Genomic DNA, 15,817 nt, shown 5'->3' with positions numbered 1-15,817 from the left:
CCCAAACGGCCGAGGCCGTCAGCCCCCCACCAACGACTGCACGCGCATTTGAATGCGCTGCCAGACTTGGCGTTTGCCTGCGTCATGCAGTCGACTCCACTCGCCGATTTCTTGCAGGGTTCGCAAGCAGCCTTCGCATTGGCCTGTTTGCGGGTGCATCACACACACCGAGACGCAAGGCGATGGCACATGAGGCAGAGATGTGGACAGCACTTGCGATGCGCGTTCGGCCAACTTGTGCAGGCGGATGTTCATGCGGGCTCTCCATGGGAGACCATGACGGCCTGCACCACATCGGCCACGGGCGCGTTGGTCAAACGTTTCAGGTCGTCGGGCTGCAACTGGAACACGCCATGCGGGTGCCCGGCGGCGGCCCAGATGTCGGCAAAACGCCACAGGTCTTGGTCAAGCACGGTGACCGGCGTGTTGAGGTGCGCCACAGGCGAGACACCGCCAATGCTGAAACCGGTCTGGGCTTTCACAAACTCGGCATCGGCACGGCCGATCTTGCCAACCAGGGCCGAAACTTTTTTCTCATCCACGCGGCGGTCCCCCGAGGTGACCACCAGCACGGCCACACCATCGTCCTTGCGCTTGAAGATCACGCTCTTGGCGATCTGACCAAGTTGCACACCCAGCCCGTCGGCCGCCTCTTGTGCGGTGCGGGCTGCGCCATCGAGCATGACCGGCGCATGCGGATGACCGGCGTCTTGCAATGCGCGGGAAACACGCTGCACACCTTCGGGCAATGCGTGCAATTGAGCTCCGCACATGGCTCAACCCGCCCGCTTGTTGAGGATGGCTCTGGCCACGTTCGAGTTGGGTTGACGGCCCAAAAAGTCGCTGATGAAGGCCCCGGCATCGACCAGTTTGTCCAGGTCAATGCCTGTGGCGATGCCCATGCCGTGCAGCATGTACACCAAGTCTTCGGTGGACACATTTCCGGTGGCCCCCTTGGCATAGGGGCAGCCGCCCAGCCCTGCAACAGACGACTGGAAGTTCCACACGCCCATTTGCAGTGCAGCCAAGGTGTTGGCCAGCGCCTGCCCATAGGTGTCGTGAAAGTGACCACAGATGTGGTCGATGTCGAAATGCTGCAACGTGGCCTCGATGGCACGTTGCACCTTGAGCGGTGTGCCCGTGCCGATGGTGTCGGCCATGTCCACGCGTTGCACGCCAATTTGCTTCATCAAACCCGCCAGATGGGCCACGCTGGCCGGTGAGACATCGCCTTCGTAGGGGCAACCCACACTGCAGCTCATGGCACCGCGCACAGCAATGCCTGCGGCCAGCGCGGCCTGCACCACGGGCGCAAAGCGTTCCATGCTTTCTTCGATGGAGCAGTTGATGTTCTTTTGGCTGAAGGCCTGGCTGGCCGCACCAAACACCACGATCTCGTCGGGCTTCGATGCCACCGCTGCCTGAAAGCCCACCATATTGGGTGTGAGCACCGAGTAGCGCACACCCGATTGGCGCTCGATGCCCGCCATCACGACCGCGTTGTCGGCCATCTGCGGCACCCACTTCGGGGACACAAAACTGGTGACCTCGATCTCGGTCAGACCTGCGGCCTGCAGGCGGTGCACCAAACCGATTTTGACCTCGGCCGGGACCGGTTGCTTTTCGTTTTGCAAACCGTCGCGGGGACCGACGTCGATGAGTTGAACGCGTGAAGGGAGTGTCATGGGATTCTCTGAATGGTCAATAACCGCGCTGGTGGTCCACCACGCCACGGATGGGCTCGCCGCGCTGCAGCGCCTGCATTTTGCCCACGATTTGCGCGATGCTTTCTTCGCGCAGGGTGCGGGCGGAGGTGTGTGGCGTCACGGTGATTTTGGGGTGCTGCCAAAAGGGGTGGTCAGCAGGCAAAGGTTCGGTGCGGAACACGTCGAGCGTGGCCCCGGCCAAGTGGCCGTTGTCGATCAGGGCGATCAGGTCTTCTTCGACCAGGTGCTTGCCCCGCGCCACGTTGATGACATAGCCGCCTGCTTGCAGTTGGGACAAGGTGCCTTGGTTCAGGATGTTTTCGGTCTCGGGCGTGAGCGGCATCAGGTTGACCAGCACGCGCGTGGCGGCCAAGAATTCGGGCAGGCCTTGCGCACCGCTGAAGCAACGGATGCCGGGCAGGTCTTTGGCACTGCGGCTGTAGCCGTTGACCGGAAACTCAAACACCTGCAGCGCTTTGGCCACACGTTCGCCGAGCACGCCCAGTCCCATGACGCCCACGGCAAAATCGGCGCGGCTGCGCGGCTTGCGGTAGGACCATTTGCCCGCTGCGGTGTCGGCGTCGTAACCGTCAAATTCGCGAAAGTGCCGAATCACTGCGTGGCACACGTATTCGGCCATTTGCACCGACATGCCGGCGTCGTCCAGACGCACGACTTTCAGTGAGGGGGGCAGCTTGAGTTGAAGCAAGGCGTCCACACCCGCACCGATGTTGAAGAGGGTTTGAAGCGCCGTCTGTTCGTCGATGAACTGCTGAGGCGGTGCCCAGACGATGGCATGGTCGGCGGGCGGTGCGCCAGGTGCCCAGGCGCTAACCCGGGCGTCGGGGAGTGCTTGCTGCACGGCCTGCACCCAGGGTTCAGGCGGCAAGCTGGCAAAACAGATGGTGATGTTCATGCTGCAATTGTGTCAGCGGAGAAATATCCGGACTGTCGCGCGGGTTGTCGTCTTGTAGGTCGGTGGCTTTAGCCCCGACATGCGGTTGTTGCCAGTCGCACATCGTCGGAGCTGAAGCTCCGACCTACAAAATTCACGCCGCCAGTTTGAGCAACTCGGCACCGTCGGCGACTTGGTCGCCGGGCGCGTACAGCAACTCGGCGACCACGCCGTCTTTGGGCGCACTGATGGTGTGTTCCATTTTCATGGCTTCCATCACGGCCAAAGGCTGACCCGCCTTGACTTTGTCGCCTGCCTTGACGGCAAAGGACACCACCTTGCCCGGCATGGGAGCCGTCAGACGCCCACCCTCTTGCGCGGCTTCGCCAGCGTGCGCCAAGGGGTCGAGCACGGTGATGCGGGTCGCGCCCTGGGGGGTGAAGAGGTGCGCGGTTTCGCCTTGCCAGTCGAGCTGGCTGAAGCAGCGGGGGGCATTGCCCCACTGAACCCACAGGCCTTCGCCATGGGCGGCAAATGTCAATACGCCAGATGCAGCGTCATCGCCTTCCAGCGACAAGCTCAAAGCGCCGTCGTGCAGGTAGTTCAGACGGGCCGAGCGCGGCTGGTCTTGCCAGACAAATTCAAAGCGGCGCTGCGCCAAGCCGTGCGACTGCCAGCCATCACGGCGGCTGAAGGGGTCTGCGCCCTGCAGGGCTTTTTCTGCGTGCAGGGTGTGCGCCACCACCGCAGCCACGGCGGCAGGCAAGCCCACGGCTTCTTGTTTGAAAAGGACGGGGGCTTCGCGTTGTATTAAGGCCGTGTCGAGCTTGGCGGTGGCAAAGGCCTCGCTGCGCACCACATGGCGCAAGAACTGCACGTTGGTGTTCAGGCCCACGATGTGGGTCTGCGCCAAGGCTGTGTCCAAACGCGCCAGCGCTTGCTCGCGGGTGTCGCCGTGCACGATGAGCTTGGCCACCATGGAGTCGTAAAACGGGCTGATGGTGTCGCCCTCGCGAACGCCGTCGTCCACACGCACCGTGCCACGCTCAAAGCTGGTCGCTTGCGGCTTGCGGTACACCTGCAAGGTGCCTGTGGCGGGCAAGAAGTTGTTGTCGGGGTTTTCGGCGCAAATGCGCGCTTCAATGGCGTGGCCCTGAATGCGCAGCTGGTCTTGCCGCAAAGGCAAGGCCTCGCCACTGGCCACACGCAACTGCCACTCCACCAGATCAAGACCCGTGATGGCTTCGGTCACCGGGTGCTCCACCTGCAAGCGGGTGTTCATTTCCATGAAGAAAAACTTCATGGATTCGGGCTGGTCGTACGCCGTTTGTTCGACGATGAATTCCACCGTGCCCGCGCCCACGTAATTCACCGCCTTGGCGGCAGCCACAGCCGCTGCGCCCATCTGCGCACGCAGCGCCTCGGTCATGCCGGGGGCCGGGGCTTCTTCCAGCACCTTTTGGTGGCGGCGCTGCACCGAGCAGTCGCGCTCGAACAAGTACACGCAGTTGCCCTGCGTATCGCCAAACACCTGGATTTCGATGTGGCGTGGGCGCTGCACATACTTTTCAATCAGCACCGCATCGCTGCCAAAGCTGTTGATCGCTTCACGTTTGCAGGAGGCCAGCGCTGCCGCAAAATCTTCGGACTTTTCGACCACCCGCATGCCCTTGCCGCCACCGCCTGCACTGGCTTTGATGAGCGCGGGGTAACCGATGCGGTCAGCTTCGTGCTGCAGCAGCGCCGGGTCTTGGTCGGCTCCGTGGTAACCGGGCACCAGGGGCACCCCTGCGGACTCCATCAAACGCTTGGATTCGGCTTTGAGGCCCATGGCCAAGATCGCCGAGGCTGGGGGGCCGATGAACACCAGACCTGCAGCGGCGCAGGCCTTGGCAAAGTCTTCGTTCTCGCTCAAAAAGCCGTAGCCGGGGTGCACGGCCTGGGCGCCCGTGTCTTTGGCCGCTTGCAAAATACGCTCCCAGCGCAGGTAACTGTCTTTGGGGGCCGAACCGCCCACATGCACGGCTTCGTCACACGCTTGCACATGCTTGGCCCCAGCGTCGGCGTCCGAATAAACGGCCACAGTCTGGATGCCCATACGGCGGGCGGTGGCCGCAACGCGGCAGGCGATTTCGCCACGGTTGGCGATCAGTATTTTTTTGAACATGTCAATTTCTCCAAACCACTTGGTTATCTACGGCATACAACTTGCAGGCAATGCCACGGCGTGCCTGGCAAAAACCCAATGCGCGACCCACGGCCCAATCGCCTGTGGCAAAGCCCGCGCCACCCGGGCCGATGGCAAAGGCACGCGGTGAGGGGCTGGCCAGAAAACGGCGGTACAGGTTTTGCCGGGTCTCGGCACCCACCGGCACTTTGTCGATCTCATCCACTTGTGCGAAACCACTCGGCTCAGGGACCGGTGGCAAAGCGGGCTGGGTGTACCCGGCCTGGGCCAGAAAAGCATCCACCTTAGGCACCCAGCGGTCCATGTCGATGCTGAACCCCGAATGGCCATCCTGGCCCACGGGCGCGAGTTGGTGGAACTCGGCTTGCCCACCACCGTCCAGCCAGGCGCGATGCCAATCACGCGGCGCTTGCGCACCCCAGAACAAATCGTTTTCCCAATACAGCCACAGCATGGGCACTCGGGCTTGTGCAGCGCGGGCCTTCCAGAGTTGGCCAATTTGGACGTTCGCACAGGAACGCCCAGGACGGCCCACCGGATCACCCCCGGTGCCACCCGCGAAATTGATGGCCCCTTGCAAACCTGGGGGGTTACGCCAGGTGGTGGCCACCGAGGTCAAGCCGCCGACCGATTGGCCCATGACCCACCACCGCGAGGCGTCGACGAAGGGCAAGCTGCGCGCAAATTCGGCCACCGCGATCACTTGGTCCGATGCGGCCAGGCTCATGGGTTCGATGCGGGGCTGGCTGCAACCACCGTTGCTTTCTGGGTCAAAACCATCGAAGGTTTCGCCATAGCCCACACGGGTGGGCACCATGACCACAAAACCCTTGAGCACAAAATAGCGGGACTGCTGCTCATACCGAAAGCGTGTGGGCTGGGCCCTCTTCTCGGGGCTGGAGGCACGGCCATGGTTGAGCACCACCATGGGGAACGGCCCATCCCCTGCGGGCTTGAACACCGTCACCGGGATTTGGCGCTGCTCACGCCGGCCATAAAGGTCCTCCATCGAAACCGGTACACGATGAACAACTTCATGCAGGTCTTTGGCGACGGGCAATTCGGCAGGGGTTTGCGCGCACGCAAAAACCGCCCAGAAGAAGCACCCTAACCCGAACAGACTACGAAGCAATTTCATGCCAGCACGATCAAGCCAATAACCAGCTGGGTTTGCGTTTTTGCAAAAAGGACAGCACACCCTCTTTGCCTTCGCTGCTGGCGCGGATGTCGGCAATGCCCGCCACCGTTTGCGCCACCAGCGCGTCGTTGATCTCGCGTTCGGCCACGTCCTGCACCAGCTTTTTGCAGGCACGCACGGCGTGGGGGCTGGCATTCACCAGCGCTTGGGTGAGCTCCGCCACTTTGGCGTCCAGCGCATCGGCTGTCACCACCTCGTGCACCAGGCCGATACGGTGCGCCTCGGCCGCGCCAAAGCGCTCGGCCGTCAAAAAGTAGCGGTGCGCCGCACGCGCACCCATGGCGCGGATCACATAGGGGCTGATGGTGGCGGGAATCAGGCCCAGCTTGACCTCGCTCAGGCAATAGTGCGCCGTGTCCACGCTGACAGCCATGTCGCAGGCCGCCACCAGGCCCATGCCACCGGCGTACACATCGCCTTGCACGCGTGCGATGGTCGGCTGGGGGCAGGCGTAAATGGCGTGCAGCATGGCGGCCAGCTCGCCCGCATCGGCCAGGTTTTCGTCCCGGGTGTAGTCTGCCATGCGGCGCATCCAGTTCAGGTCTGCGCCTGCGCAAAAGGCCGGACCCTCGGCGGCCAGTACCACGCAGCGCACGGCGCTGTCTTGGGCCACTGCCAGAAAAGCGTTTTTCAGCTCGGCAATGACTTCGTCATTGAAGGCGTTGCGCACATCGGGGCGCGACAGCGTGATGGTGTGCACGCCGCCTTGGGTTGTGATTTTCAGGGCTGTGCTCATGCTTTGGATGCCTGTTCTGCCAAAAGGAAATAAACCATGTCGAGTTCTGGGCAAGGCTGGCCCATGGCGGTCAGCGCCGCCGTGATCTGGCCACGGTGGTGGGTGGCGTGGTTGAACACATGCGCCAAGGTGGCCGCAAACGGCAAGGACAGGGGGTCGCCCTTGCTCGTGCGGTAGTCCAGATGGCCATCAAATCGCTCGGCACTCCAGCTGGCAATCAGGGGCGTCCAGTTGGCCGATCCGCCCTTGAGCGCCTGGGCCAGGCGTTCACGGTGGGGTTCAACCTCGGTGTCCAGCGCCAGCACCGGCGATGCGCCTTTGGCAAAACGCGCATACCAAAGCAAGTGCTCGGCCACCAGCATGTGGTTCAGCGTGCCGTGGATGCTTTTGAAGAACAGGCCCACGTCGCGCCGATAGTCTGCATCGGACACACGCGAGACCGCTTCGAGCAGGCGGTGCGTGACCCAGACCTGGTAGCGCGCTTGCATGTTGAAGTGGCTGTGCCAGGTGGATGTGCTCATTGTGGCCATGTCTCCAGTCCTCCTAAAGTTTTGAGTGATTCAAAGTCCGCGTCGCGGTGCAGCAGCGTGTGGCCGTGGGTCATGCAGTAGCTGGCCAGCAGCACGTCGATGGGGCTGTGCACGGTGCGGCCAGATTGGCGCAAGCGTTGATAGAGTGTGGCAGCCTGAAGGGCGTTGTCGAGACCACCAATTTCCACCACTTCCAAGTTCAACAGGAGGTCGCGCACTCGGGCCTGGGCACTCGCCGTGGAGAAGCCTCGAACCACTTCAAAAATAACCAGATCGGCGACACCAATGTCGGGCGGCCCATCTTCCCCTGTGAGCCAGCGTTCTAACTGTTGGGTCTGTGGGTTGATCGTGCCTCGAAAGTGATCGATCAGCACGCTGGAGTCCACCAAAATCATGCTGACTTGCCTTTCCCATGCAGCTTGTTTTCAGTGCCTGCTTGGGATTTTCGAGTTTTAACCGCGGGCTTGACTTCATATGTAGCAGCAGGTTCTTGCACGGTCTCTGCAAGTTGCCTTTCTTCGCGCGCCTTGGCCCAGGCTTCGTCGGAGTCGTCCCAAAACAAGGTGCCACGGGCAGCCAACAACGCTGCATAAGCCTTCTTGCGCTTGAGCAGGCGCAAGCCCTCTTCCACAGCCTCTCGCTTGGTCTTGAAGTCGCCATAAGCCATGACGTCGGCCATGAGCTTGTCGTCGATCACGATGTTGGTGCGCATTTGGAACCCTCCAGAATGTGTATGAATTTAAAAAATCATACACATCACATGCGGAAAAGTCCAAATTTCGTCTCGGGGATCGGGGCATTCAGCGATGCGCTCAGTCCCAGCGCCAACACGCGGCGGGTATCGGCCGGGTCGATGATGCCGTCGTCCCAAATGCGGGCGGTGGCGTAGTAAGGGTGGCCCTGGTCTTCGTATTGCTGCTTGATCGGGGCTTTGAAGGCTTCTTCTTCTTCCATGCTCCACTGGCCGCCCTTGCCCTCGATGCCATCGCGCTTGACAGTGGCCAAGACGCTGGCCGCTTGCTCGCCGCCCATGACACTGATACGGGCGTTGGGCCACATCCACAAGAAGCGGGGGCTGTAGGCGCGGCCGCACATGCCGTAGTTGCCCGCGCCAAAGCTGCCGCCAATGATGATGGTGAACTTGGGCACAGCGGCAGTCGCCACGGCCGTGACCATCTTGGCGCCGTTGCGGGCGATGCCTTCGTTTTCGTATTTGCGGCCGACCATGAAGCCGGTGATGTTCTGCAAAAAGACCAGTGGGATCTTGCGCTGGCAGCACAGCTCAATAAAGTGCGCGCCTTTGAGCGCCGACTCGCTGAACAAGATGCCGTTGTTGGCGATGATGCCCACCGGCATGCCTTCGATGCGGGCAAAGCCGCAGATCAAGGTGGTGCCAAAGCGGGATTTGAATTCGTCGAACTCGGAGCCGTCGACGATGCGGGCGATGATCTCGCGCACATCAAAGGGCTTGCGCGTGTCCGTCGGAATCACGCCGTACAGCTCTTGCGCATCGAACTTCGGGGGCACAGGCGTATGCGTGGCGATGTTGGGGGCCTTTTGGGCATTCAGATTCTTCACAGCCTGACGCGCCAGCGCCAGCGCGTGCACATCGTTTTGCGCCAAGTGGTCGGCCACGCCACTCAAGCGGGTGTGCACATCACCTCCGCCCAAATCTTCGGCACTGACCACCTCGCCCGTAGCGGCTTTGACCAGTGGCGGGCCACCCAAAAAGATGGTGCCTTGGTTCTTGACGATGATGGTCTCGTCGCTCATGGCAGGCACATAAGCGCCCCCCGCCGTACAAGAGCCCATGACCACCGCGATCTGCGCGATGCCTTGCGCACTCATATTGGCTTGGTTGAAAAAGATGCGGCCAAAGTGGTCGCGGTCAGGGAAAACCTCGTCCTGGTTGGGCAGATTGGCACCGCCCGAGTCCACCAGATAAATACAAGGCAAGTGGTTTTGCTGCGCGATCTCTTGCGCACGCAAATGCTTTTTCACGGTCATCGGGTAATAGGTGCCGCCCTTCACCGTGGCGTCGTTGCACACGATCATGCAGTCCACGCCGCTCACGCGGCCGATGCCCACGATCACGCCCGAGCTGGGCGCGTCGTTGTTGTACATGTTCAAAGCCGCCAGCGGCGCGACTTCCAGAAAAGGCGTGCCGGGGTCGAGCAGCATCTGCACGCGGTCACGCGGCAGCAGCTTGCCCCGGGCGGTGTGCTTGGCCCGGGGGGCCTCGCCACCGCCTTGGGCCACACGCTCCAAGTGGGCACGCAGGTCATCGACCAAGCCACGCATGGCGGCAGCGTTGTGCTGAAAATCGGCGGAACGCGGGTTCAGTTGGGAGTGCAAAACGGTCATGGTGCTTCCTTGGGTCTGGGGCCGCAGGGCTTGGCCCTGGGCGCATCGAACGTGCAATACCTGCCAGCTTAAAGGCTGCAGCCCCGCTTGGGGGTGTCAAATGGGTTGCAAATCGTGCCACAATTTGCGCCACCATGAAAGACGCTGCCAGCGCCCACCCCAGCCCCGGCCATTCATTGGCCAACCACCACACCCTCTCCATGCGCGCCGAAACACCCATCGCTTTTGTGCGCGCCATTGCCAGCGCGTTTGCCCTGCGCGGCTTGGACCCCTTGCCCGCCCTGCAGGCGGCACAAATTGCGCCAGACTTGCTGCATCAACCCGATGCGCGCATCACCGCTTTGCAAATGGAATGGCTCTCGGCCAGTGCCATGCGCGAGCTGGACGACGAGGCCCTGGGCTGGTTCAGCCGCCGCCTGCCTTGGGGCAGTTACGGCATGCTCGTGCGCGCCTCCCTGACCGCCCCCACACTGGGCGTAGCACTAGCCCGCTGGTGCCGCCACCACGGCCTGCTGACCGACGACATCCACCTGCAAGTCAGCCCGTCGCAGGGCGTGGCCAGCCTGCAATTGACCGAACAACGCGAACTGGGCGCTTTGCAGGAATTTGCCGTGGTCTCTGTGCTGCGCAATGCTTTGGGCGTGGCCTGCTGGCTGACGGATTCGCGCATCCCCTTGCAACAAACCACGCTGCGCTTTGCCCCGCCGCCCCATGCCGACAGTTACCGCGTGCTGTTTGACGGCCCCACGCAGTTCAACGCGCCCACACACAGTCTGCAGTTCGACGCGGGCTACCTGAACCTGCCGGTGCGCCGCGACGAAGCCGCATTGCAACGCATGCTGCAACGCGCCCTGTTGCTCACCGTGCGCCCTTACCGGCGCGACCGTTTGCTGGTGGAAAAAGTCCGCCAAACCCTGGCCGAGCACCCCGAGCACAGCCGCAACGCCGACGACCTGGCCGCGTGGCTCAACCTGTCACCGCGCACGCTGCACCGGCAACTCAAGGAAGAAGGAGCCAGCCTGCAGCAACTCAAAGACGCCGTGCGCCGCGACCTGGCCACCGACCTGCTGCTGCGCACCCAGCGCCCCATCAAACAAATCGCTGGCGAGGTGGGGTTTCAGAACGAGAAGAGTTTCATGCGGGCTTTCAAGGGGTGGACGGGTGTGACGCCGGAGGGTGTGAGGTCTCGTCGGCCACCCCGGTCCACCTGAATTGGCTTTTATCGGTTCGAAAAGCGCTAATCATTTAAATATAACCAGTTTATATTTTAAATTTGGCCTTACGTGTGTTTAAATTTATCCATAATTAAAAGCCCAAACAAGCCACATGCCCACCCCTATGTCACGCCCGAATGAGTCAGAGATCCGACGCTTCGTTCAAGCCAAAGTGGCCGTCGCGCTAGAGGACACGCGCGTGGTGCTGATCGTGGGCCCTCGCCAAGCAGGCAAAACCACACTGGCGCGACGGTACGCAAACCCTGCTCGCCCTTTCATCACCTTGGACGACCCCGCCACTTTGTCTGCTGCTCGTGCCGACCCCACAGGTTTTGTACGGGGCTTGAGTCAAGCCGTGATCGATGAAGTTCAACGCGCACCCGATCTCTTGTTGGCCATCAAAGAGAGTGTGGACAAGGACACAAGGCCAGGTCGCTTTCTACTCACCGGCTCCACCAACCTCATGGCCATGCCTTTGGTTGCCGACTCTTTGGCGGGTCGTTTAGAGGTCGTCACACTGTTGCCCTTCGCGCAAGCCGAGTTGGCCGCCACGCCAGGCGATTTGTTGGACCGTTTGTTTGACGGCCAAGGCTTGCCCGATGTGGGCATGCCTGTGGTGGGCCATGATCTGATGGATTTGGTGCTCAAAGGCGGTTACCCAGAAGCACTGCGACGCTCAACGGTGGGTCGCCGCCAAGCCTGGCTCTTGGACTATGTGGCCTTGATCCTCGATCGCGATGTGCGTGACATCGCCCACATCGACCAGCTCGACCGCATGCCGCGCCTTTTGAACATGCTGGCGGCGCACGCAGGGCAAATGGTGAACCACAGCAGTTACGGCGCCGCGCTGGGGCTGACATCTCCGACCGCACAGAAATATGTGGGCATTTTGGAGCGATTGTTTTTACTGCGCCAAATACCCCCGTGGTCAAGCCATGCGATCAGCCGATTGACGAAAACGCCCAAGCTGCATTTTTTGGACACCGGCTTGCTTGCAGCACTGCGCAGCGCCACGGCCGAGACATTGAAAAAAGACGCCTCACCCGAGCGCGTGAGTTGGGGACCATTGTTGGAAAATTTCGTGGTCTCCGAAGTGCTCAAGCTCGTCACCTGGTCCGACAAGCGGCTGCGCGTTTCACACTTTCGCAGCAAAAACCAAGACGAAGTGGACTTGGTCATTGAAGACCCACAGGGGCGTGTGGTTGGCATTGAAGTCAAAGCATCGGCCACGGTGCGCAACGTCGATTTGAGAGGGCTACGCCAACTTCAGGCCGCAGTCGGCGATAAGTTTTTACATGGACTTGTACTCCATGACCATGACCGCATCACACCGTTTGACGCGCAACTGCATGCAGGTCCTGTCTCTCTTTTATGGCGATGAACGATCAGTTGCAAGCTTGAGCCATTCCGCCTGAACCTTCCCCGCGCTCATGACCCCAAGCGCAATCCCCGCATGTGCTCAAACACCTGCGCCGCACCGGCCTGGCGCAGGGCATGGGCGTCAGCGCCTGGTGGCGCATAAGCCCACACCGTGGCTCCAGCAGCCACGCCCGCCGTGATGCCCACGGTGGTGTCTTCAATGACCAAGCAGCGCGTCGGTTCAATTTGCAAGTGCGCGGCAGCGGCCAGGTACACATCAGGGTGCGGTTTGCTGCGCGGCATCTCATGGCCGCTGAAAATGCGGCCTTCAAAAAAGTGGATCAGGCCGACTTGCTTGAGCATCATCTCGACCTTGAAGCGGTCTGCCCCCGAAGCCACCGCGATGCGGCCCTGGCAGTGGTCGTGCAGGTGCGCCACGGCTTCGTGCACGCCTTCGATGGCGGTGATGCTTTGCGTCAAGCGCTCGTTGCGCCGGGCAAAAAACTGTTCCAGCCACGCATCGGTGAGCGGCACGCCGGTGTGCGCTTCGATCACGCTGCGCTGGCTTTTGACGGTGTGGCCCACAAAGCGCTGCATGCACTCGGCCAGCGTCATGCGCCAGCCTTGCTCTTCAAACATGTCACGCAGCACGCCGCAGGTGATGGCTTCGCTGTCCACCAGCACGCCGTCGCAGTCAAACAAAATGGCTTCAAAGTTCATGACGGAGATCATAAAGCCATGGGTACAAGGCAAACTACGGGCTCGGATAGACCCCAAAAACACACACCATGCCCGACCTGCTTCGCATCCACCACACGGCCATCATCTGCTCGGACTACGAACGTTCCAAACGCTTTTACAGCCAAGTGCTGGGCCTGAAAATTTTGGCTGAAAATTTCCGTGCCACACGCGACTCCTGGAAACTGGATCTGGCCTTGCCCGATGGCGGTCAAATTGAATTGTTTTCTTTCAAGGGTGCGCCGCCGCGCCCCAGCTACCCCGAAGCGCAAGGTTTGCGGCACCTGGCGTTTGCCGTGGCCAATGTCAGCGAATGGGCGTTGTACCTGCAGGCGCATGGCGTTGGCCTTGAGGACATTCGCACCGACGAATACACGGGGCAACGATTCGTGTTTTTTGCCGACCCGGACGGATTGCCTTTGGAGTTGTACGAGGCGAAAGCTCAGAGCACGTCGCCATCCACATAAAACCAGCGACCATCCTCGCGCACAAAGCGGCTGCGTTCGTGCTGGCGCACCGCTTTGCCGCCCACCCGAAAGCGCGCGACAAATTCGACCTCGGCGGTGTCAGCGCCTGTCACCCGGTGCTGCTTGATCTCCAAACCCAACCACTTGCCTCCTGTTTCAAGCGTCAGCTCGGCAGGGCGCCGGCTGCTATGCCAAGTGGCCAAGAGATACGGGACGTCACCCAGCACAAAGGCGCTGTAGCGCGAGCGCATGAGGCGCTCGGCATCGGGGGCGTTCTGGTTGGCGTGGTGCGGGCCGCAGCAAGCATCCAAGCTCAGTGCTTGGCCTTTGGGGTTGGTGCGGCCACAGGGGCAGTGTGTCAATTTCATGGGCTCTTTTGCAGGTCGATGGCTTCAGCCCCGACCAACCTGAGTGGTCCGGCATGTCGGGGCTGAAGCCGCCGACCTACAAAATCAGGCATCAGGCATCAGGCATCAGGCATCAGGCATCAGGCATCACGCGCCTTTGCGGGCCGCGCTTTCGGCCTTGTGCTGCTCCAGCGTGGCCATGGGCGCTGCTGCTTTTTTCCAGGCGGCGAATCCGCCGTCGATGTGGGCCACATTGGTCATGCCCATGTCTTGCAGGGTTTTGGTGGCCAGGGCGCTGCGCCATCCTGCGCCGCAAAACAAGATGAACTGCTTGCTCTCGTCAGCGAACACCGGCTTGAAGTAAGGCGAAGCCGGGTCCACCCAAAATTCGAGCATGCCGCGTGGCGCCAGCAAAGCCCCGGGCACCGTGCCTTCACGCTCCAGTTCGCGCGGGTCGCGGATGTCCACAATTTGCACGTTAGGGTCGCTCATGCGGTCGCGAACGGTGGCGACACTGTGCGTCGTGACCTCGGCCATGGCCTCGTCCACAAGCGCCTGAAATCCTTTGGTGATGGGCATGTCTATCTCCTTGATCAAACTTCATTTACGCCAAAAGCCGGGGGTGAGGATGACCAGAAAGGACAAAATCTCCAAACGCCCCAAGAGCATGGCCAGTGTGCAAATCCACAATTGCGTGGGTGACAAACTGGCGTAATTGCCTGCCGGGCCGACTTCGTTCAAGCCCGGCCCCATGTTGTTCACACTGGCCACCACAGCACTGAAGGCTGTCTCAAAGGGCATGTCCGTTAACAAAAGCAGCAATGTCAAAACGATGATGGTTCCGCCATACATGAGCATGAAACCGAGTACGGAAAAAATGGTCCGGTTGTCTACCGGATGCCCCGCCAAGGTCACCGGCTGAACGGCGCGAGGATGGATGATGGCCCGCATTTCACGGCGCGCCTGTTTGATCAAAATCACCAAGCGAGCCATTTTGATGCCCGCTCCCGTGGAGCCTGCGCTGGTGGCAATGCCAGACAAAATGATCATCACGATGGGCGCAAAAACAGGCCACTGGGTGTAATCCACCGTGGCATAGCCCGTGGTAGAACCAATCGAGATGACATTAAAAAGACTCATGCGGATGATGTCAGCCAGGTCGGCGGGGTGGCCTTTGAACCACAGCAAAGCGGCGATCATCAAACTGACACCCACCAGCAAGCCAATCGATGCCCGCCACTCGGGATCACGCAGCACTTTTAAAGGCTGGCGCTTGACCAGGGCGACAAAATACAGCGCGAAATTGCAGCTGGCCAAAAGCATGAACACGATCGCGATCCACTCCAGCAAGGGCGAATTGAAAAAGCCAAAACTCGCATCGTGGGTGGACAAGCCGCCCAGGCTGAGGGTGGTGAACATGTGGGCCCAAGCATCCAGCCAGGTCATGCCCCCCCACCGGTAGGCCAGTAAACAAGCCACTGATAGCAGGCAATACACCGTCCACAAGCCTTTGGCGGTTTCGGTGATGCGCGGGGTGAGCTTGCTGTCTTTCATGGGGCCGGTGGCTTCAGCTCGGAACAATTGGCTGCCGCCCCCACCCAGCAAGGGCAAGATGGCCACGGCCAGCACCAAAATGCCCATGCCCCCCAACCACTGCAAGAAACAACGCCACATGTTGATCGATGCAGGCAAATGGTCCAAGCCCACAATCACTGTTGAGCCCGTGGTGGTGAGCGCTGACATGGCTTCGAAATATGCCCCTGAAAAGCTCAAGGGTTGAGGTGTCTGCGCAAAGTGCAACAAAAAGGGCAAACACGCGATCAGCGGCAGCAAGGTCCAAACCAGGCCGACCAACAAAATGCCATCGCGTGACTGCAACTCATCGGCTCGCACGCCGTGCCGACCCAGCGCCGACAAAGACAAACCGACCAACGCGCACACCCCCATGGTGATGGCATAGGCACTGGTCGCACCATCCGCCAAAACCATGGACAGGGTCAGCGGCACCAGCAAGGTCAGCACAAACACCAAAACGATCTTGCCCAACACAGGGGCGACACGGTAGACAAGCATGA

At 61.0% G+C, this 15,817-nt stretch carries 18 protein-coding genes; 3 read left to right on the top strand and 15 right to left on the bottom strand.

Translation table 11 applies throughout. From position 1 onward, the window contains the following. Positions 1–18 precede the first annotated feature (18 nt). From B9Z48_RS16405 to B9Z48_RS16355, 11 genes are all read right to left on the bottom strand, one after another. Positions 19–255: a DUF1289 domain-containing protein gene (locus B9Z48_RS16405; protein ID WP_089951765.1), complete on the bottom strand. Its 237-nt coding sequence runs from the start codon at positions 253–255 to the stop codon at positions 19–21. Beyond that, positions 252–773 (bottom strand): YbaK/EbsC family protein, encoded by a 522-nt coding sequence (locus tag B9Z48_RS16400; protein ID WP_108379813.1) that lies wholly within the window; start codon positions 771–773, stop codon positions 252–254. Before B9Z48_RS16400 ends, B9Z48_RS16405 begins: the two co-directional genes overlap by 4 nt. A 3-nt stretch (positions 774–776) precedes the next feature. Next, complete coding sequence (locus B9Z48_RS16395) at positions 777–1,685, bottom strand: hydroxymethylglutaryl-CoA lyase (protein ID WP_108379811.1); 909 nt, start codon at positions 1,683–1,685, stop codon at positions 777–779. A 16-nt stretch (positions 1,686–1,701) separates the two neighbouring features. Beyond that, positions 1,702–2,622: a glyoxylate/hydroxypyruvate reductase A gene (locus B9Z48_RS16390; protein ID WP_108379809.1), complete on the bottom strand. Its 921-nt coding sequence runs from the start codon at positions 2,620–2,622 to the stop codon at positions 1,702–1,704. Between the two features lie 133 nt (positions 2,623–2,755). Then, positions 2,756–4,768: an acetyl/propionyl/methylcrotonyl-CoA carboxylase subunit alpha gene (locus B9Z48_RS16385; protein WP_108379807.1), complete on the bottom strand. Its 2,013-nt coding sequence runs from the start codon at positions 4,766–4,768 to the stop codon at positions 2,756–2,758. Position 4,769: 1 nt separating this feature from the next. Further along, positions 4,770–5,927, bottom strand: a complete 1,158-nt coding sequence (locus tag B9Z48_RS16380; protein ID WP_108379805.1) for a S9 family peptidase — start codon at positions 5,925–5,927, stop codon at positions 4,770–4,772. Positions 5,928–5,937: 10 nt separating this feature from the next. Continuing rightward, positions 5,938–6,723: an enoyl-CoA hydratase/isomerase family protein gene (locus B9Z48_RS16375; RefSeq protein ID WP_108379803.1), complete on the bottom strand. Its 786-nt coding sequence runs from the start codon at positions 6,721–6,723 to the stop codon at positions 5,938–5,940. Beyond that, positions 6,720–7,253 carry a DinB family protein gene (locus B9Z48_RS16370; protein ID WP_108379801.1) on the bottom strand — a complete coding sequence of 178 codons (534 nt, stop codon included), beginning with the start codon at positions 7,251–7,253 and terminating at the stop codon, positions 6,720–6,722. Before B9Z48_RS16370 ends, B9Z48_RS16375 begins: the two co-directional genes overlap by 4 nt. Beyond that, the gene (locus B9Z48_RS16365) at positions 7,241–7,648 is read right to left on the bottom strand and encodes a PIN domain-containing protein (protein WP_108379799.1); all 408 of its coding nucleotides are present in this window, start codon (positions 7,646–7,648) and stop codon (positions 7,241–7,243) included. Before B9Z48_RS16365 ends, B9Z48_RS16370 begins: the two co-directional genes overlap by 13 nt. Further along, positions 7,645–7,965: a type II toxin-antitoxin system VapB family antitoxin gene (locus B9Z48_RS16360; RefSeq protein WP_108379797.1), complete on the bottom strand. Its 321-nt coding sequence runs from the start codon at positions 7,963–7,965 to the stop codon at positions 7,645–7,647. The genes B9Z48_RS16365 and B9Z48_RS16360 overlap by 4 nt, the downstream gene beginning before the upstream one ends. Positions 7,966–8,009: 44 nt before the next feature. Then, the gene (locus B9Z48_RS16355) at positions 8,010–9,617 is read right to left on the bottom strand and encodes a carboxyl transferase domain-containing protein (RefSeq protein WP_108379894.1); all 1,608 of its coding nucleotides are present in this window, start codon (positions 9,615–9,617) and stop codon (positions 8,010–8,012) included. Positions 9,618–9,751: 134 nt separating this feature from the next. Between B9Z48_RS16355 and B9Z48_RS16350 the strand changes: the two genes are divergently transcribed. Both B9Z48_RS16350 and B9Z48_RS16345 read left to right on the top strand, forming a co-directional pair. Beyond that, positions 9,752–10,828: an AraC family transcriptional regulator gene (locus tag B9Z48_RS16350; RefSeq protein ID WP_108379795.1), complete on the top strand. Its 1,077-nt coding sequence runs from the start codon at positions 9,752–9,754 to the stop codon at positions 10,826–10,828. A gap of 127 nt (positions 10,829–10,955) precedes the next feature. Next, positions 10,956–12,212, top strand: coding sequence for an ATP-binding protein (locus B9Z48_RS16345; RefSeq protein ID WP_089952518.1), 1,257 nt, complete (start codon positions 10,956–10,958; stop codon positions 12,210–12,212). A gap of 47 nt (positions 12,213–12,259) precedes the next feature. On the opposite strand, the gene B9Z48_RS16340 is transcribed toward B9Z48_RS16345, so the two are convergent. After that, positions 12,260–12,910, bottom strand: coding sequence for an HAD family phosphatase (locus B9Z48_RS16340; RefSeq protein WP_108379793.1), 651 nt, complete (start codon positions 12,908–12,910; stop codon positions 12,260–12,262). 68 nt (positions 12,911–12,978) lie between these two features. Here B9Z48_RS16340 and B9Z48_RS16335 point away from each other — a divergent pair, with 68 nt between their 5' ends. Next, positions 12,979–13,395 carry a VOC family protein gene (locus tag B9Z48_RS16335; RefSeq protein ID WP_108379791.1) on the top strand — a complete coding sequence of 139 codons (417 nt, stop codon included), beginning with the start codon at positions 12,979–12,981 and terminating at the stop codon, positions 13,393–13,395. On the opposite strand, the gene B9Z48_RS16330 is transcribed toward B9Z48_RS16335, so the two are convergent. The 3 genes from B9Z48_RS16330 to B9Z48_RS16320 all read right to left on the bottom strand — a co-directional run bounded on the left by B9Z48_RS16330 (position 13,371) and on the right by B9Z48_RS16320 (position 15,815). Next, entirely contained in the window at positions 13,371–13,763 is a 393-nt protein-coding gene (locus B9Z48_RS16330; RefSeq protein WP_108379789.1) for a YchJ family protein, read from the bottom strand. The two genes, B9Z48_RS16335 and B9Z48_RS16330, sit on opposite strands and share 25 nt — an antisense overlap. A 126-nt stretch (positions 13,764–13,889) precedes the next feature. Then, positions 13,890–14,321, bottom strand: coding sequence for a rhodanese-like domain-containing protein (locus B9Z48_RS16325; protein ID WP_108379787.1), 432 nt, complete (start codon positions 14,319–14,321; stop codon positions 13,890–13,892). 21 nt (positions 14,322–14,342) lie between these two features. After that, positions 14,343–15,815, bottom strand: coding sequence for a TrkH family potassium uptake protein (locus tag B9Z48_RS16320; RefSeq protein ID WP_108379785.1), 1,473 nt, complete (start codon positions 15,813–15,815; stop codon positions 14,343–14,345). Positions 15,816–15,817 lie beyond the last annotated feature (2 nt).

The organism is Limnohabitans sp. WS1 (assembly GCF_003063265.1).
Taxonomy (GTDB): Bacteria; Pseudomonadota; Gammaproteobacteria; order Burkholderiales; family Burkholderiaceae_C; genus Limnohabitans_A.
Note: the sequence above shows the minus strand (reverse complement) of the source record. Positions and strands in the feature narration are given on the sequence as shown.

What these genes read in the sequence shown, in the direction of transcription:
- B9Z48_RS16405 (WP_089951765.1), bottom strand. Translation starts at nt 255, where the DNA reads ATGAACATCCGCCTGCACAAGTTGGCCGAACGCGCATCGCAAGTGCTG.
- B9Z48_RS16370 (WP_108379801.1), bottom strand. Translation starts at nt 7,253, where the DNA reads ATGGCCACAATGAGCACATCCACCTGGCACAGCCACTTCAACATGCAA.
- B9Z48_RS16340 (WP_108379793.1), bottom strand. Translation starts at nt 12,910, where the DNA reads ATGAACTTTGAAGCCATTTTGTTTGACTGCGACGGCGTGCTGGTGGAC.
- B9Z48_RS16330 (WP_108379789.1), bottom strand. Translation starts at nt 13,763, where the DNA reads ATGAAATTGACACACTGCCCCTGTGGCCGCACCAACCCCAAAGGCCAA.
- B9Z48_RS16390 (WP_108379809.1), bottom strand. Translation starts at nt 2,622, where the DNA reads ATGAACATCACCATCTGTTTTGCCAGCTTGCCGCCTGAACCCTGGGTG.
- B9Z48_RS16360 (WP_108379797.1), bottom strand. Translation starts at nt 7,965, where the DNA reads ATGCGCACCAACATCGTGATCGACGACAAGCTCATGGCCGACGTCATG.
- B9Z48_RS16355 (WP_108379894.1), bottom strand. Translation starts at nt 9,617, where the DNA reads ATGACCGTTTTGCACTCCCAACTGAACCCGCGTTCCGCCGATTTTCAG.
- B9Z48_RS16335 (WP_108379791.1), top strand. Translation starts at nt 12,979, where the DNA reads ATGCCCGACCTGCTTCGCATCCACCACACGGCCATCATCTGCTCGGAC.
- B9Z48_RS16395 (WP_108379811.1), bottom strand. Translation starts at nt 1,685, where the DNA reads ATGACACTCCCTTCACGCGTTCAACTCATCGACGTCGGTCCCCGCGAC.
- B9Z48_RS16380 (WP_108379805.1), bottom strand. Translation starts at nt 5,927, where the DNA reads ATGAAATTGCTTCGTAGTCTGTTCGGGTTAGGGTGCTTCTTCTGGGCG.
- B9Z48_RS16350 (WP_108379795.1), top strand. Translation starts at nt 9,752, where the DNA reads ATGAAAGACGCTGCCAGCGCCCACCCCAGCCCCGGCCATTCATTGGCC.
- B9Z48_RS16385 (WP_108379807.1), bottom strand. Translation starts at nt 4,768, where the DNA reads ATGTTCAAAAAAATACTGATCGCCAACCGTGGCGAAATCGCCTGCCGC.
- B9Z48_RS16345 (WP_089952518.1), top strand. Translation starts at nt 10,956, where the DNA reads ATGTCACGCCCGAATGAGTCAGAGATCCGACGCTTCGTTCAAGCCAAA.
- B9Z48_RS16375 (WP_108379803.1), bottom strand. Translation starts at nt 6,723, where the DNA reads ATGAGCACAGCCCTGAAAATCACAACCCAAGGCGGCGTGCACACCATC.
- B9Z48_RS16325 (WP_108379787.1), bottom strand. Translation starts at nt 14,321, where the DNA reads ATGCCCATCACCAAAGGATTTCAGGCGCTTGTGGACGAGGCCATGGCC.
- B9Z48_RS16320 (WP_108379785.1), bottom strand. Translation starts at nt 15,815, where the DNA reads ATGCTTGTCTACCGTGTCGCCCCTGTGTTGGGCAAGATCGTTTTGGTG.
- B9Z48_RS16400 (WP_108379813.1), bottom strand. Translation starts at nt 773, where the DNA reads ATGTGCGGAGCTCAATTGCACGCATTGCCCGAAGGTGTGCAGCGTGTT.
- B9Z48_RS16365 (WP_108379799.1), bottom strand. Translation starts at nt 7,648, where the DNA reads ATGATTTTGGTGGACTCCAGCGTGCTGATCGATCACTTTCGAGGCACG.